Genomic DNA, 14,281 nt, shown 5'->3' on the forward strand with positions numbered 1-14,281 from the left:
TCGGCGATGCAGGATTTGAACCTGCGACCCCTTGGACCCAAACCAAGTGCGCTACCAAGCTGCGCTAATCGCCGACTAATTTTGGCATGTAGATGGGGCGACTGATGGGACTTGAACCCACGACAACCGGAATCACAATCCAGGGCTCTACCAACTGAGCTACAGCCGCCACTACATGTGGATTAAAATAAGATGGCGCACCCTGAAGGATTCGAACCTTCGACCGACGCCTTAGAAGGGCGTTGCTCTATCCAGCTGAGCTAAGGGCGCAAACTCGAGTAAACATCTTCATGCTACTATCTTATTTTAAAAGTGGTCGGCGATGCAGGATTTGAACCTGCGACCCCTTGGACCCAAACCAAGTGCGCTACCAAGCTGCGCTAATCGCCGACTGTGACCTTGGAGAACTAAGAACCTTTTTATCGGTGAGTCCTCGTTGGCAACGGGGTGCATAATAGTGATTTGCCCCCAGCAGGTCAAATATTTTTTTTAGTTTTTGTTTCAACTGCCTAATTTTACCACAAATTGTTGATAAAACAGCTGACTTAATCAAATTTTATACGCTCTTACCTAGGCAAGTTGTGAAAACCTCCGGTTTTACGCAATGCTAACTTGGCGGGCTAGCTGTTTTTTGCGAAAATAGCGGGCAAATGTCCTCTATCAAACTAATTAGCAGGACATATAAATAGAGCAACCCCATTATTTTTCTTTACAAGCAGAGTCATCACTCAATAAAAGTACTTGTATAGGAGAATTTAAAGGCTCTATCATCGTTCAAGTTTTTTAACCCTTAATATAGGTCAATCATGACGGCAAACATCATTGATGGCAAAGCTATCGCGAAACAAGTTCGTTCTACTGTTGCACAACGAGTTCAAGAGAGACTGGCACAAGGTCTGAGAGCACCAGGCTTGGCAGTTGTGTTAGTAGGTCAGGATCCTGCGAGTCAAGTTTATGTTGGTTCAAAGCGTAAAGCCTGTGAAGAAGTTGGATTTGTTTCTAAATCTTTCGACTTACCAGGTGACACGAGCGAAGCGCAACTGCTCACGCTAGTTGACGAGCTTAATGCAGACCCTGAAGTTGATGGGATCTTAGTGCAATTGCCGCTACCTGAAGGCCTAGACGCGGAAAAAGTGTTAGAGCGTATAGATCCTCACAAAGACGTCGACGGCTTCCATCCTTATAATGTGGGTCGTCTTGCTCAACGAATGCCAGCACTAAGACCTTGTACGCCAAAAGGGATCATTACCCTACTCGACTCTACCGGTGTGCGTTATAAAGGGATGCACGCTGTTGTGGTTGGTGCTTCAAACATTGTAGGTCGTCCAATGTCACTTGAACTGCTACTGGCAGGATGTACCACAACCGTTTGCCATAAATTTACCCAAGACTTGGAAGCCCACGTTCGTCGTGCAGATCTACTCGTCGTCGCAGTCGGTAAACCTGAGTTTATTCCGGGTGACTGGGTTAAAGAAGGTGCCATTGTCATTGATGTAGGTATTAACCGATTGGAATCAGGTAAGTTAGTCGGTGACGTGCAATATGACATCGCGGAACAAAACGCGAGCTTTATCACTCCAGTGCCTGGTGGCGTAGGCCCGATGACAGTAGCTAGCTTGATTGAAAACACCCTTGAAGCGTGTGAAAACTACCATAGCTAAACAGTATTGAGTTATAACACTGATAAGGCCTCTAATGAGGCCTTTATCATTTTGAGCCTCACTAACTCAGTAGCGTGTCCTTGTTCGCTTTGTTTTCTTCTTGAGTTACCGCATCTCTCATTGCTTCTTCTAATGCAGCCATACGCTCTTCTAATTCTTCGGGTGAAATTTTTCCCTCGGCTGCGAGCTTTTCAAGCTCTGCCATTTTCTCTTTTAATTCATCAATTTTCTCTTTATTTGCCCCTAAGCGGCTAAACATTACCGCTTCTCTCATTTTTTCGAGAAATGTTTCATTACGCTCCACTACTTCATATTTAAATGGCTCGTCTACTTTATGGTCGAGTGCACGAGAAGATTGTGCAGCTATATTCGCAGCCGCGACATACGCTTGCTCTTGAGCACTTGATTTAGCTCGATTAGTTTGGGTAGGGCTGTGCTGCTGCGAAGCAGACTCTACTGTACGAGTTGCAAAGTGAGATTGATAAGTGATCATGATTGCTCTCCTTGATTTGTTCAAGAAGAGCAAACACTGTGCCAGAACAACCTGAAGTCAAATAACCCCAGGACGCCGAATAAAATCAGAGACGGCTTGAAATGGGCTTGTGCGGCAAATTGACGTCTTGGTTTTGACCGCGGTGACGTAATAGATGATCCATAAGTGTTATGGCTAACATCGCTTCCGCTATAGGGATGGCACGAATGCCCACACATGGATCGTGGCGGCCTTTGGTAACTACCTCTTGCGGTTGATTTTGGGTATCAATGCTCTGCCCAGGGACTGAGATACTTGAGGTAGGTTTTAGCGCAATTGACGCGATAATGTCCTGCCCTGTTGAAATACCTGCTAATACGCCACCTGCATGGTTTGAGGTGAAGCCCTGCGGTGTCAGCTCATCTCTATGCTCAGAACCTTTTTGTTCAACCACATCAAAGCCGTCACCAATTTCTACACCTTTTACCGCATTAATGCTCATTAGGGAGTGCGCAATTTCGGCATCCAGACGGTCAAAAACAGGCTCACCTAGACCTACAGGTACGTTTTTCGCCACAACTTTAACTTTCGCGCCAACTGAATCACCTTCTTTTTTCAGCGTACGCATATATTCATCTAACGCTTCAAGCTTAGACTCATCAGGAAAGAAAAAGGGGTTGTTTTCCACAACTGACCAATCATACGTTTGAGCTTTAATAGGGCCTAATTGGGAAAGACAAGCATTGATCTCAATGCCATGAGCTTGTTTTAGATATTTTTTCGCTATCGCACCAGCCGCAACTCGGATCGCTGTTTCACGGGCAGAAGAACGTCCACCACCACGGTAATCTCTGTGGCCATATTTGTGCCAATAGGTGTAGTCGCCATGACCCGGACGAAATAAATCTTTGATGTTAGAATAATCTTTGGAACGTTGATCGGTATTTTCAATTAACAGTCCAATACTAGTTCCGGTCGTCTTACCTTCGAATACACCCGAAAGGATTTTTATCTCATCACCTTCGCGTCGCTGTGTTGTGTATCGGCTTTGACCCGGTTTACGTCTATCCAAATCAATTTGTAAGTCAGCTTCAGTTATCTCAAGCCCAGGTGGTACACCATCCACCACGCCACCAAGCGCAGCGCCATGGCTTTCACCAAAGGTCGACACCTTAAATAATTGGCCAATGCTATTGCCTGCCATCGTTTTTCCTCATTCCAAAATAGACGATAGAGAGCATTGGCTCCCTATCAATTTTTAAAGTATTCCAACAATTGCTGTTTGGATACCACAAAGACCCCCAGACCACCGTGGTCAAACTCTAACCAAGTGAAAGGTGCTTCAGGGAATTGCTGTTCCATATGTACCATAGAATTGCCGACTTCGACAAATAACAAACCGTCATCATTTAGATGATCCGCAGCTTCTGCTAACAAAGTACGAGTTACGTCAAGGCCATCCTCTCCTGACGCCAAACCAAGCTCTGGCTCATGATGAAACTCTTCAGGCAAGTCAGACATGTCTTCAGCATCAACGTAAGGTGGGTTTGCTACGATTAAGTCATATTTTTGACCCGGTACACCACTGAATACATCAGACTGGATGGCAAACACTCTATCGTGCATCATATGCTGATTGATATTGTGATCAGCCACTTCTAAAGCTTCAAAAGAAATGTCTACTGCATCTACTTGTGCACGCTCAAATGCTTTGGCAAGTGCAATTGCAATACAACCAGAGCCCGTACACATATCTAAAATACGGTTTATTTTGTTAGGCGATGCCACCCAAGGAGAAAAATGTTTTGCAATTAATTCTGCAAATGGAGAGCGTGGTACTAATACGCGCTCATCAACATAAAACGGCATACCAGCAAACCAAGCTTGATTGGTCAAATAAGCCACGGGAATACGCTGTTCAATACGTGCTTTAATGTAGCCAATCAAGTGAGATTTTTCACTTTGCGTCACACGGGCGTGCATAATTTCTTTAGGTGCATCAATAGGCATATGGAGCACAGGCAGCACCAAACTTACCGCTTCATCCCACGGGTTATCTGTTCCGTGACCAAAAAAGACCTCATTGCTGACAAACTGAGTTGCAGTCCATCGTACCCAGTCTTGGATGGTATGGAGGTCTTGAAACGCTTCATTTGCCATTTCGTCGGTGATTAGTGGTTGTGACATTTCCGTCATGAAGATTCTCTAAGATCAAACTATATGGCGACATTGTAGCGGTTTTTAAGCTAGGTTTTTATGCTTTTTTTATTTAAAATGTCACCATGAACAAAGAATCTAACACTAATGCTGACCTAAATGATGATTTCGCGATGTTTCGCGAGTCCTTGAATGGTGTAAAACCTCTTAAGCAAGATCAGGTGCAGCTCAAACAAACGAAAAAAATTCACAGTGTAGAGCTGAAACAACAAGTGAAGCAGCAACAGTCAGAGTTTTACTTTTCGGACGAGTATATTCCTGATATCGATACTTCGGGAACTATTAATTATGTTAAGGCTGGCGCTGACCGCTATCTCGCTAAACAGCTTAGGCGTGGTGATTATGCACCAGAGCTGATATTAGATTTACACGGTTTGAACAAAGAGACCGTCAAACAAGAGCTTGCTGCGTTAATTCATGCTTGTAAAAAACAGCATATTGCTTGTGCCTGCATTGTTCACGGCATTGGCGAGCGAATACTCAAACATAAAGTGCCGCAATACCTTGTACAACACCCTGATGTCTTAGCGATACACCAAGCACCGTTAGAGTACGGTGGTAAAGGTGCTGTATTGATCCTTGTCGACCTACCAGACGATCCAAGTTTTGGCCGTTAATTCGGCCTCATTACGAGCTCAACCTCCTCTTTATATATTTGACTAAAACTTCGTTATTTTTGTTATGTTACCTTCGTCAAATTCACCAACGTCTTACGTTAACTTCTTCATAGAAAACTAAATTGATTTAAAAATCAAAGCTTTAAAAAATAAATTCACGTTGGCACAACCTTTGTAATAGTTATTGCGACTAACAAATTACAAGGAAACTTATTATGACTACTTTAGCGAAACTAACCATGACTACGTTACTACTAACAGCTAGCATGACAACTACTGCTACAGAAATAGACGACTCCATCCTACAGGATGTGAAAAGCAAAATATCACAAGCGATCAGTGAATCAATAAAGGCCAACATCGAAGAGCTGAGAATCGAAACCAAACAATCATTGCAAGCAGCATTTCAAGCTGAAAATACTAACAAGAAAGACGAAAAGGAAAAGCGTAATGATTAATGAACTTACATTTTTGAGTTTACTAGCAACTCCAGTGATAAGCTTATTTGCAGCGTACCTAAGCATTCAACTAATAAAGTCGCTCGGTCAGTACATTAATTTTAACTAGCATGGCACTTGCTAAAGAGGCAGGGCTGCCGAATAGTCAACGTATTACCCTGAGAAAGCCGCCGAGAAATCGAAAGCAATTAAAAAAACCCGCTAACTAGCGGGTTTCTTTTTAATATCTTATAGATATTACGTAGCAGACACTAAATTATAGTGCGCCTTCGTTCTCAGATAGGAACTTCGCAACACCTTCAGGGCTTGCGTCCATACCTGCTTTACCTTCAGTCCAACCAGCTGGACATACTTCACCGTGCTCTTCGTGGAATGCAAGTGCATCAACCATGCGCAGCATTTCGTCGATGTTACGGCCAAGTGGTAGATCGTTCACTACTTGGTGACGTACGTTACCTTCAGCGTCAATTAGGAAAGAACCACGGAAAGCAACACCAGCCTCTGGGTGCTCAACGTCGTATGCTTGACAGATTTCGTGTTTAACGTCAGCAACTAGATCGTATTTAACTGGACCAATACCACCTTCGTTTACTGGAGTGTTACGCCATGCGTTGTGTGAGAATTGAGAGTCGATAGAAACACCGATAACTTCAACACCACGCTTTTGGAACTCTTCGTAACGCTTGTCAAATGCGATTAGCTCTGAAGGACAAACAAAAGTGAAGTCTAGTGGGTAAAAGAAAACAACCGCTTTTTTACCTTTAATACGCTCGTGCAGGTTGTAGCTATCTACGATCTCACCGTTACCTAGTACTGCTGCTGCTGTAAAGTCTGGTGCCTTGCGGCCTACTAATACACCCATTTTTATCTCCAATAGTTAGGTTTATTTCCAATCTTGTTTTGTCTCTCTATCGAGTTCAAAACATCTGGTACTTAATATTGTGGCATGCTTATAAAAAAACAACCTTTGCATTTAGCGTTCACTAAAGTGCCTTGTGCTTTTTTACTACCAAAAACTTTGACTAGTGTATTGGCGTAGGAACAGAAATAACAATCGAATTAACCGATAGCATCAATCTATAAATTCGATTGCCGGAAAAAGTAGCAAATATCTTGCAAACCAACACCTGAGATCAAAAAAGGCTTCACTATGAAGCCTTTAATGTATAATTCTGTGACTAATTTAGTCCATGATATTTTCAGGCATATCACCACGGATCTGCTGCCAAATTTCGCCAGACTGATGACCATATTTACGCATCAGAGAGATTGCACCATCATGTTCTTGGTTTTCTGCCAACGTGGTAAGGTCTGCGTAAAACTGTCTAGCGAGATCTCGCGTTCTTGAATCAGAGAAATAATGACAACCAATCTTAGAATACAACCCTTTGAATCCATTTAAGATAAGTACATAAATTTTGTTCTGACCTGCGCCTGCCAGTTCATGGTGCACCTGATAGTCATAATCGGCAAATGCTTCGGCGGTGTCCGCTAATTCTGCATGTTTGGATAAGATATCAATAACACGTTGAGGGTTAAACTTGATAGCAGCACGAGTATAGATGGCGCTGATATTGGTTCTAGCAGACAACAACTGATCGGTTAGTTCAGGCATTTTATCTTCATCAAGACGCGCTAGTGTCTCGAGAATATTTAGCCCTGACGTTTCCCAAAAATTATTGACTCGAGTTGGCTTACCATGCTGGATAGTCAACCAACCATCGCGTGCCAGCCTTTGCAATACTTCGCGTAGTGTTGTTCTAGTTACACCAATGAGTTCAGAAAGCTCACGCTCAGCAGGTAGGATTGATCCCGGAGGAAATTCGCCGTTCCAAATTGACTCAACAATATATTCTTCAGCAAATCCAGCTGGGCTCTTGGCTTTGAAAATTCTCATCTCACACCACTTTATTATTACATCAATGCCTATATTGGCAGGTTGTGCTCGTTAATCCACTGATTGTACCAGATGAAGCTCAACTAACAAGCAACAAATCACCCAAGCCAGAAATTGATGCTACATAGCAAAGATAATCTCCGGAAGTAGCAGCGCAAGGCTTGCTGTATTTATTGCCTTTTTTGATATGGGCTATCCGTCGCGTACCTCAACGGATAGCCACGATTTAGGTTCATCCATAACTTTGCTCGAGGTAGGTTATTCTACCCGCTCCTCCAGCTGGGCTTGTATACGCTTGAGACGTCGTTGCCATTGACGTTTAAACTCATGATCAGTAAAGCGAGAAAAATAGAGCTCAATTGCAAAGAAGCTATCGTTATAATCTGGAAGCCAACCATCATTGAGTAAATCAGTGAGTGCTTGTTTAGCACGGAGCTCTTCGTTATTAATAGTAAACCACAGCGCTAGCAAGGAGGTGTCAAGCACCTTATCTTGGGCGAGGTGATTCGAAATTAATGTGTTTACTCTCTCATACTTATTTTGTTGTTCCGTGAGCTTTAGCATTAAGGCATAGATGAGGTACTGCCCAGTATGCTCTGAAATAGGTGCCAGCAAAGAGCTAACTTCACTAAAATGACGCTCAAAAAGCTCCTTTGCTAATTCAGATTTGCTGTTCGCAATTAGTGCCATCACATAGGGCATCACGTAGTGCTTAGCGTTTGAGCCTAGCGTATAACGTTGCTTTAAAAGCGTTTCGGCTTTTTCTGCATTACCTTGTTGCCAAGCCAGCCCTGCTTCAACATATAGTCTGAAGGATGCTGAAGTGGCCGTGAACTGTGTGGCTTGCTGATACAACGTATTAGCCTCTTGTGTACGTCCTAAGCTGAGCAACATCAATATATGGCTTAGCTGTTGTGCTGGGTAGAGCTTATTGTGATCAACATGATTTTCACGATACCACTGTAGGTACTGGAGCGCCCGCTTTTGACTCAAAGGATAGAAGTCTAACTGGTAAAGTGGGTTATTCTTGGTATGGGGTGCGATGGCAACACTGCGTTCAAAATATTTCCTCGCTAAGCTCATGTCTCTAAAGTTTAGATAGGCGTAGGCTAAACCGCGAACGATAACGGCATCATTTGGCGCTAATCGATACGCTTTTTGGTGTGCTACTACGGCACCTTCTATGTCATTGCTCTTGCGAAGAAATCGTCCATACCAATGCCATAACCTCGGATTGTCTATTGATATTTCAAAACCACGAGTAAAATATTTCTGTGCTTGTATATCGTTATTTTCTATTACAGCGAATCGAGCCAAGGAGGTGATAACTTCAATATTTTTCTCTTCCAATGCGCGTGCTTTTTCCAGTAAAGGACGGCATAGCGCCAATAACTCATATTCTGATATTTCACCAAATAAGCTAAGCCCCATATAGGCATTACATAACCCACTTAGCGCGTCTATATTTTCTCCTTGCTTAGACAGCACCTGTTGATAAAGGCTTTTTGCTTGCTCTAATTCTGCAATATTAGTGCTTTTAGATAAGTGCTTTGCAAGCGTAACCTCATCAAAGTAAGGGTCATCCTCTGCGCTATTGCGAGTACTTTCGTTAAAGATAGATGTCAAAATCGCAAGCAGTAGCGCTAACGTAAAGCCGACACTTGCAAACCAGATCCAACGACTGCTTTTTACCGAAGTGTTTATACTATTTTGAGTGACGAGTACATTCGGAGCTATCCTATAACCATGACCTGATATTCTCTCTATATACTCTTTATGTTGTGGGTCTGAGTTTAGGATTTTTCTTAACTGTGCTACGGCTTGGTAAACTGAGCTGTCAGACACTACTTTTGGTTTCCATACCAATTCAATGATCTCGTCAATGCTAAGCGGCTGTGCATCCGCCTCGATCAAAACAAGTAACAGCTGCATCATTTTTGGCGTTACTGTGTACTCTTGCCCGTTGGGATACTCAATAATTTGATTCAACTTAGGCATAACTAACCAATTACCTAGTAACAAATCTTTCAACTCAAAAACACCTTATATTATTGATTATTATAGTTTTAATTAAATTTAGAAAAATTTAAGAGTTTATTTATATGAAAATTAGTTCAACAACTGTAAACCAATTTATGCTCGGTAACTCCTATTACAACACAAACAAATTTTTATTATGAAAAAACAAATATTATTTGCCGCGACATACTGCATGCTATTTTCTAATGCGTTATTTGCAGCTGTCGACCTTAGAATTGACAATGCTATCATTTTAAACCCTGTTGATAAGCACCAAGTGAATATCATTTCAAATCATTGGATAGCGATACAAAATGGCAAAATCATTAAGGTATCCAATGCACGTAAAAAACCGCGTGCAAAAACTGTCGTTGATGCGAAAGATAAATACCTTATTCCGGGGCTCACCGACAGCCACGTACACCTTAAAACTATGCCTGGGTTACTCGCTTCAGATCCAAACGCCAAACAGATGCAAAAGGCGTTTTTGCAAAGGCAAGGAAGAAACTATCTATATTATGGCGTGACGCAAGTAATCGATCCGTCAAATACAGCAAGTGGCATCGCTGATTTTATGGCTAATGTGCCTGCACCGAATGCTTTTTTTTGCGGTGCAATGCCAGTTTATCAAGGTTATAACGCCGAAGGCTTAAGCTACGCTAAGCTACATCATCATAAACCTTATTTTATTGCACAGCATAATGACCCAACACATGAACTCACGCCATCACAGGTACATTCACATCAAGGTAGTCAACCGCTTGAGCGCATGAGGTCAGATGGCGCAACTTGTGCCAAACTTTACTTTGAAGATGGCTTTGGAGAAAACAGTAATATACCGCTTATCTATCAAGGTGATGCAAGGCGCTTGACCGAGTCTGCCAAGGCAATAGGATTACCTTCCATGGCTCATGCCAATGCCGTTGATATGCAGCAACTTGCCGTAGATGCCAATGTTGACATAATGGCTCATGGTCTTTGGAACTGGTTAACGCCTAATATCAACCAAGCTACAAACGTTCTGCCACCAACAGTAAAAGCGGTACTTGATAGCATCATTGAAAAAGACATTGCATATCAGCCGACGTTGACTGTAATGGACTCATTGGCAAAAGTAACTGACAGCACATTCTCTTTCACTGAAGAATATCAAACTGTGCTCCCTTCACCTGTGATTGCTTGGTATCAAAGTGAACCTGGTCGTTGGTTTTTTAAAGAAATGAACCAAGGTTGGGGCAGCATGAGTAATCAGAAAAAAGTCGCTAAGCTGAAACGCATTTTTTCCCAAGGGCAGTTAGCACTTAACTACTTATATAAAAATGATGCCACATTGCTACTTGGTTCGGATACACCGCCAGCACCAACCTATACATCACAACCTGGATTATCTACATATAAAGAATTGACTATGATGCACCAAGCTGGCGTAGGCTTGGCTAGCTTGCTCAGTGCAGCGACCATAAACAATGCCAAAGCCTTCTCTTTAGATGATAGATATGGCAGTGTAGCTGTAAATAAAATTGCCAACTTACTACTTTTAAACAGCGACCCTTTAAAGTCAGTAAGCGCTTACAACGATATTGATTCTGTAATTGTAAATGGCACCATGATTAAGCGCGCTACACTACATATCAATGCCTTAGGAGCGCGGTGAAACAGATACTAGTGCTGCTGAGCGCTTAGTTGACCTTTGGCAGGCTCTTTTCAACCCGATATATTGAGAATTGAGCGCAAAAACGCTCAAAGGTAGCGCCCACTCACGATGGAAGGTTGCTCTGATAGGGCCTGATAAAGCATAATAAAACAAAAAGAGGTTCTTCATAATGAGCATTGCATCTTTTCACCTTTCAAAGCAGTCTTGGGGATTGCTTGCGCTCTCAGCAGCTATTTTTGAGGCTGTGGCGCTTTACTTCCAATATGGTATGGGGTTAGAGCCTTGTATCATGTGTATTTATCAACGTTTTGCGATGCTCGGGTTACTCGCTGCTGGTTTAATCGGTATGATAGCACCGCGTAATTTTGCCGTGCGAAGCCTAGCATTTACTTCGTGGGGAGTCGGAAGCATTTGGGGGTTCTTGATTGCACGCGAACATATAGAGATGCAAACAACCACAGACCCATTTGCCTTCACCTGTGACTTTATACCTAATTTCCCATCTTTTATGCCCCTTCACGAATGGCTGCCAAGCTTCTTTGCTGCAACAGGTGATTGCGGTAATATAGATTGGTCTTTTGCAGGACTGTCTATGCCTGGTTGGATGGAAATCATTTTCGCATTTTACAGCGCGGTGTTTATCTTGTTTTTATTCTTCCATTTCACAAAAAGAAGTTGAGATAGCAAATTCATGTATTTTAGGTTAAGCCAAATAGCACAACTTGATGAATTTAAGCTCCGTGAAAAACAGATGATTTTACGTATCGCGTTGAGTCATCTTGATGCCAAAACTAAGGTGCTATTACGGATCGCTAAATTAATACTATTAACTCCATTTTTTGCATCGTTAGTAGTATTTGAAGGGTGGCTCCTATTGCCTGTCTTATTCGTTGCAGGATTGATCTACCCATTACTTACTACACCGCTAGAAATTTATTTTGGACAACCCAAACTGACACAAGCAATAACAGAGTTTACTTCAGCACAAAAAGTAGACTAAACAGTTAAATTAGTATGCGGACAACTAAAATTAGCCCGCATACTCCTGTTCTATCAAACTTTTATCTTGCCCTCCAGTTTGGCCAGTATTCTATTCCCGATACCTTTTACCTCAAGCAGCTCTTGTATGGATTTAAAGCGGCCGAGCTTTTCGCGATATTCAATAATAGCTTCAGCTTTATGTATACCAATCCCTGGTAAAGTTGACAGTGCATCCGCATCAGCTGTGTTAATGTCTAATACACTGTGGTTTTGTGATTGCACTGTGATGACTTGCTCTGGAGGTTTAGCAACGGTCACAGAGTGACCAAGGCCTAGCGCAAGTAAAATGGATAGTGTGATGGTTTTTATCAACATAAATAACACTCCTTGTGTGAAAAGATCCAATCCCTCATTTATCACCTGCATTCTCACTGATGATTAATAAGGCCATATAACTAAAGTCAGTGTTTTATGATTTGTCAAAGCCACTCATTGTTCAATAAATAAAAATTATTGATAACCTCCTGTTTTAATTTAAGTTATTAAAACAAACTAAACTCATCCGAACTTGAAAAATTTTCAAAATAACTTGCGTATTATGGAGTTTAGGATTACTGTATATAAAAACAGTGACAAGGGGAATAACCATGGCAGTTATCATCAAATATGTTGTTGAAAGAAATGGAGTCGAGCGTATGACTTTCACATCTAAAAAAGAGGCTGATGCTTACGATAAAATGTTAGATGTCGCAGAGGCACTAGAAGATATGCTGACTAAGGTAGACGTACCACTAAGTGAACAACAAGTCGAATCCCTAGCACTTGAAATTGCAAAACAAAAAGATGACTTTGTTTCCGTATTAAAAGGTGGCAAGGTATCAACAAAAGCCAGTGCAAAAAGTAAAGTTGAGACTGAAAATCCCTCAGATAAAGTAACTAAAATTAAACAAGCTTAAAAGGATAACATTTAGTCTCCGGTAGCATCTATTCCATGTGAAATTTGCGTAAAGTAAATTCGATTCATGCAATCCTACACACAAAAAAAACCGCAGCAAATTGCGGTTTTTTTATCACGCGTAATAAAGCTTATTTAATTACACTTGCTACAGCATCTGCAAAATAATCGATATTATCTTTGCTTACACCAGCGACGTTAACACGGCTAGAACCTACAATATATATAGCATACTCATTACGAAGCCTGTCGATTTGCTCTTTGTTTATTCCTAGGAATGAGAACATACCATGCTGGCGATCAATAAATGAGAAGTCTTGGTCAACGCCTTTTGCCGCTAAGCTTTCCTTTATCAATGTACGCAAGCCATTGATGCGACCACGCATCTCATCCAACTCATCATGCCACATCTGCGTCAGCTCAGTACTACTTAAAATTGTATTTACAATATCTGCACCATGCGCTGGTGGCATTGAATAGATACTACGTACCACGCTTAGCATTACCGAATTCGACACATCAGCGACATTGCTGTCTTTGGCAATAATAGAGCACGCACCAACTCGCTCACGATACAGACCAAAGTTCTTCGAGCATGAAGAACAGATAATCATTTCATCGACCTGATCAGCAACCGCTCTTAACCCTTGTGCATCGGCCTCCAAACTAGTGCCAAAGCCCTGATAAGCAATATCAATAAGAGGCGTAAAGCCCTGCTCTTTTGCAAGCTCTGCCACGGTTTGCCACTGCTGTTGATTCAGGTCCATACCGCTTGGGTTATGACAACAAGCATGAAGAAGCACTACATCACCTTTGGGCACTTGTTTTAGCGCATTGATCATTTCGTCAAATAGTAACCCTTTATTTTCATAGTCATAATAAGGGTACTCTTTTACCGTCAAGCCAGCGGCTTCAAATAAGCTAATGTGATTTGCCCAAGTCGGGGTAGTCACCCACACAGTTGCATTAGTATTGCAACGTTTAATAAACTCAGCTGCGACACGTAAAGCACCGGTGCCACCAGGTGCCTGTGCTGTACGTACACGGTTTGCCAACAGCGCGCTATGCTCCCCAAGTAATAAAGACTCTATTTTCTGACAAAAGTCTAAATTACCAGCTAAACCAATGTAGCTTTTCGTTGTTTCGTTTTCTAGACGAAACGCTTCCGCCTTTTTAACCGCTCTGAGAACAGGTGTATTTCCCTGTTCATCTTTATAAACGCCGACACCAAGATCTATTTTTTGTGGGTTGTTATCCTGCTTATAAGCGGCCATCAGGCCTAAAATAGGATCTGTTGGGAGTGGTTTTAGCTCTGAGAACATAGCTTATCTCTTTTATTTTAATTAATTC

The 14,281-nt window shown here is 42.0% G+C and carries 15 protein-coding genes and 4 tRNA genes; 7 read left to right on the forward strand and 12 right to left on the reverse strand.

Annotated features, from left to right (window positions below; all coding sequences use genetic code 11):
• The 4 genes from HUZ36_RS18425 to HUZ36_RS18440 all read right to left on the reverse strand — a co-directional run bounded on the left by HUZ36_RS18425 (nucleotide 1) and on the right by HUZ36_RS18440 (nucleotide 390).
• A tRNA-Pro gene (locus tag HUZ36_RS18425) sits at nucleotides 1–74 on the reverse strand.
• A gap of 19 nt (nucleotides 75–93) precedes the next feature.
• Nucleotides 94–169 (reverse strand) — tRNA-His (locus HUZ36_RS18430).
• A gap of 24 nt (nucleotides 170–193) precedes the next feature.
• A tRNA-Arg gene (locus tag HUZ36_RS18435) sits at nucleotides 194–270 on the reverse strand.
• Between the two features lie 43 nt (nucleotides 271–313).
• Nucleotides 314–390, reverse strand: a tRNA-Pro gene (locus HUZ36_RS18440).
• A gap of 416 nt (nucleotides 391–806) precedes the next feature.
• On the opposite strand from HUZ36_RS18440, the gene folD reads away from it, so the two are divergent.
• Nucleotides 807–1,661 (forward strand): bifunctional methylenetetrahydrofolate dehydrogenase/methenyltetrahydrofolate cyclohydrolase FolD, encoded by an 855-nt coding sequence (gene folD, locus HUZ36_RS18445; RefSeq protein ID WP_125253528.1) that lies wholly within the window; start codon nucleotides 807–809, stop codon nucleotides 1,659–1,661.
• 61 nt (nucleotides 1,662–1,722) lie between these two features.
• Here the strand turns inward: folD and HUZ36_RS18450 are convergent, their stop codons facing one another.
• The 3 genes from HUZ36_RS18450 to prmB all read right to left on the reverse strand — a co-directional run bounded on the left by HUZ36_RS18450 (nucleotide 1,723) and on the right by prmB (nucleotide 4,320).
• Nucleotides 1,723–2,154 (reverse strand): hypothetical protein, encoded by a 432-nt coding sequence (locus HUZ36_RS18450; protein ID WP_147391147.1) that lies wholly within the window; start codon nucleotides 2,152–2,154, stop codon nucleotides 1,723–1,725.
• A gap of 85 nt (nucleotides 2,155–2,239) precedes the next feature.
• Complete coding sequence (gene aroC, locus HUZ36_RS18455) at nucleotides 2,240–3,337, reverse strand: chorismate synthase (RefSeq protein ID WP_176033641.1); 1,098 nt, start codon at nucleotides 3,335–3,337, stop codon at nucleotides 2,240–2,242.
• A gap of 47 nt (nucleotides 3,338–3,384) precedes the next feature.
• Nucleotides 3,385–4,320 (reverse strand): 50S ribosomal protein L3 N(5)-glutamine methyltransferase, encoded by a 936-nt coding sequence (prmB, locus tag HUZ36_RS18460; protein ID WP_147391151.1) that lies wholly within the window; start codon nucleotides 4,318–4,320, stop codon nucleotides 3,385–3,387.
• Between the two features lie 95 nt (nucleotides 4,321–4,415).
• On the opposite strand from prmB, the gene smrB reads away from it, so the two are divergent.
• Together smrB and HUZ36_RS18470 are read left to right on the forward strand one after the other, a co-directional pair.
• Nucleotides 4,416–4,967: an endonuclease SmrB gene (gene smrB, locus HUZ36_RS18465; RefSeq protein WP_176033642.1), complete on the forward strand. Its 552-nt coding sequence runs from the start codon at nucleotides 4,416–4,418 to the stop codon at nucleotides 4,965–4,967.
• Nucleotides 4,968–5,182: 215 nt separating this feature from the next.
• Nucleotides 5,183–5,425: a hypothetical protein gene (locus tag HUZ36_RS18470; protein WP_147391149.1), complete on the forward strand. Its 243-nt coding sequence runs from the start codon at nucleotides 5,183–5,185 to the stop codon at nucleotides 5,423–5,425.
• A gap of 256 nt (nucleotides 5,426–5,681) precedes the next feature.
• On the opposite strand, the gene HUZ36_RS18475 is transcribed toward HUZ36_RS18470, so the two are convergent.
• The 3 genes from HUZ36_RS18475 to HUZ36_RS18485 form a co-directional block, all read right to left on the reverse strand.
• Complete coding sequence (locus HUZ36_RS18475) at nucleotides 5,682–6,287, reverse strand: peroxiredoxin C (protein ID WP_099641288.1); 606 nt, start codon at nucleotides 6,285–6,287, stop codon at nucleotides 5,682–5,684.
• Between the two features lie 321 nt (nucleotides 6,288–6,608).
• Nucleotides 6,609–7,322: a fatty acid metabolism transcriptional regulator FadR gene (fadR, locus tag HUZ36_RS18480; RefSeq protein WP_125253522.1), complete on the reverse strand. Its 714-nt coding sequence runs from the start codon at nucleotides 7,320–7,322 to the stop codon at nucleotides 6,609–6,611.
• Between the two features lie 258 nt (nucleotides 7,323–7,580).
• A complete protein-coding gene (locus HUZ36_RS18485) occupies nucleotides 7,581–9,353 on the reverse strand; it encodes a winged helix-turn-helix domain-containing protein (RefSeq protein WP_176033643.1) in 1,773 nt (590 codons plus the stop codon).
• Between the two features lie 145 nt (nucleotides 9,354–9,498).
• Between HUZ36_RS18485 and HUZ36_RS18490 the strand changes: the two genes are divergently transcribed.
• The 3 genes from HUZ36_RS18490 (at nucleotide 9,499) to HUZ36_RS18500 (ending at nucleotide 11,995) form a co-directional block, all read left to right on the forward strand.
• Complete coding sequence (locus HUZ36_RS18490) at nucleotides 9,499–10,995, forward strand: amidohydrolase family protein (protein ID WP_176033644.1); 1,497 nt, start codon at nucleotides 9,499–9,501, stop codon at nucleotides 10,993–10,995.
• A gap of 169 nt (nucleotides 10,996–11,164) precedes the next feature.
• Entirely contained in the window at nucleotides 11,165–11,674 is a 510-nt protein-coding gene (dsbB, locus tag HUZ36_RS18495) for a disulfide bond formation protein DsbB (RefSeq protein ID WP_128731984.1), read from the forward strand.
• 12 nt (nucleotides 11,675–11,686) lie between these two features.
• Nucleotides 11,687–11,995, forward strand: coding sequence for a hypothetical protein (locus HUZ36_RS18500; RefSeq protein WP_125253518.1), 309 nt, complete (start codon nucleotides 11,687–11,689; stop codon nucleotides 11,993–11,995).
• 53 nt (nucleotides 11,996–12,048) lie between these two features.
• On the opposite strand, the gene HUZ36_RS18505 is transcribed toward HUZ36_RS18500, so the two are convergent.
• Nucleotides 12,049–12,351 carry a ComEA family DNA-binding protein gene (locus HUZ36_RS18505; RefSeq protein WP_128731985.1) on the reverse strand — a complete coding sequence of 101 codons (303 nt, stop codon included), beginning with the start codon at nucleotides 12,349–12,351 and terminating at the stop codon, nucleotides 12,049–12,051.
• Between the two features lie 272 nt (nucleotides 12,352–12,623).
• On the opposite strand from HUZ36_RS18505, the gene HUZ36_RS18510 reads away from it, so the two are divergent.
• On the forward strand, nucleotides 12,624–12,932 hold the full coding sequence (locus HUZ36_RS18510) for a YebG family protein (RefSeq protein ID WP_125253516.1): 309 nt from the start codon (nucleotides 12,624–12,626) through the stop codon (nucleotides 12,930–12,932).
• A gap of 130 nt (nucleotides 12,933–13,062) precedes the next feature.
• Here HUZ36_RS18510 and HUZ36_RS18515 read toward each other — a convergent pair whose 3' ends face one another.
• Nucleotides 13,063–14,253: an amino acid aminotransferase gene (locus HUZ36_RS18515; RefSeq protein ID WP_128731256.1), complete on the reverse strand. Its 1,191-nt coding sequence runs from the start codon at nucleotides 14,251–14,253 to the stop codon at nucleotides 13,063–13,065.
• Nucleotides 14,254–14,281 lie beyond the last annotated feature (28 nt).

Source organism: Pseudoalteromonas sp. McH1-7 (assembly GCF_013366255.1).
Taxonomy (GTDB): Bacteria; Pseudomonadota; Gammaproteobacteria; order Enterobacterales; family Alteromonadaceae; genus Pseudoalteromonas; species Pseudoalteromonas peptidolytica.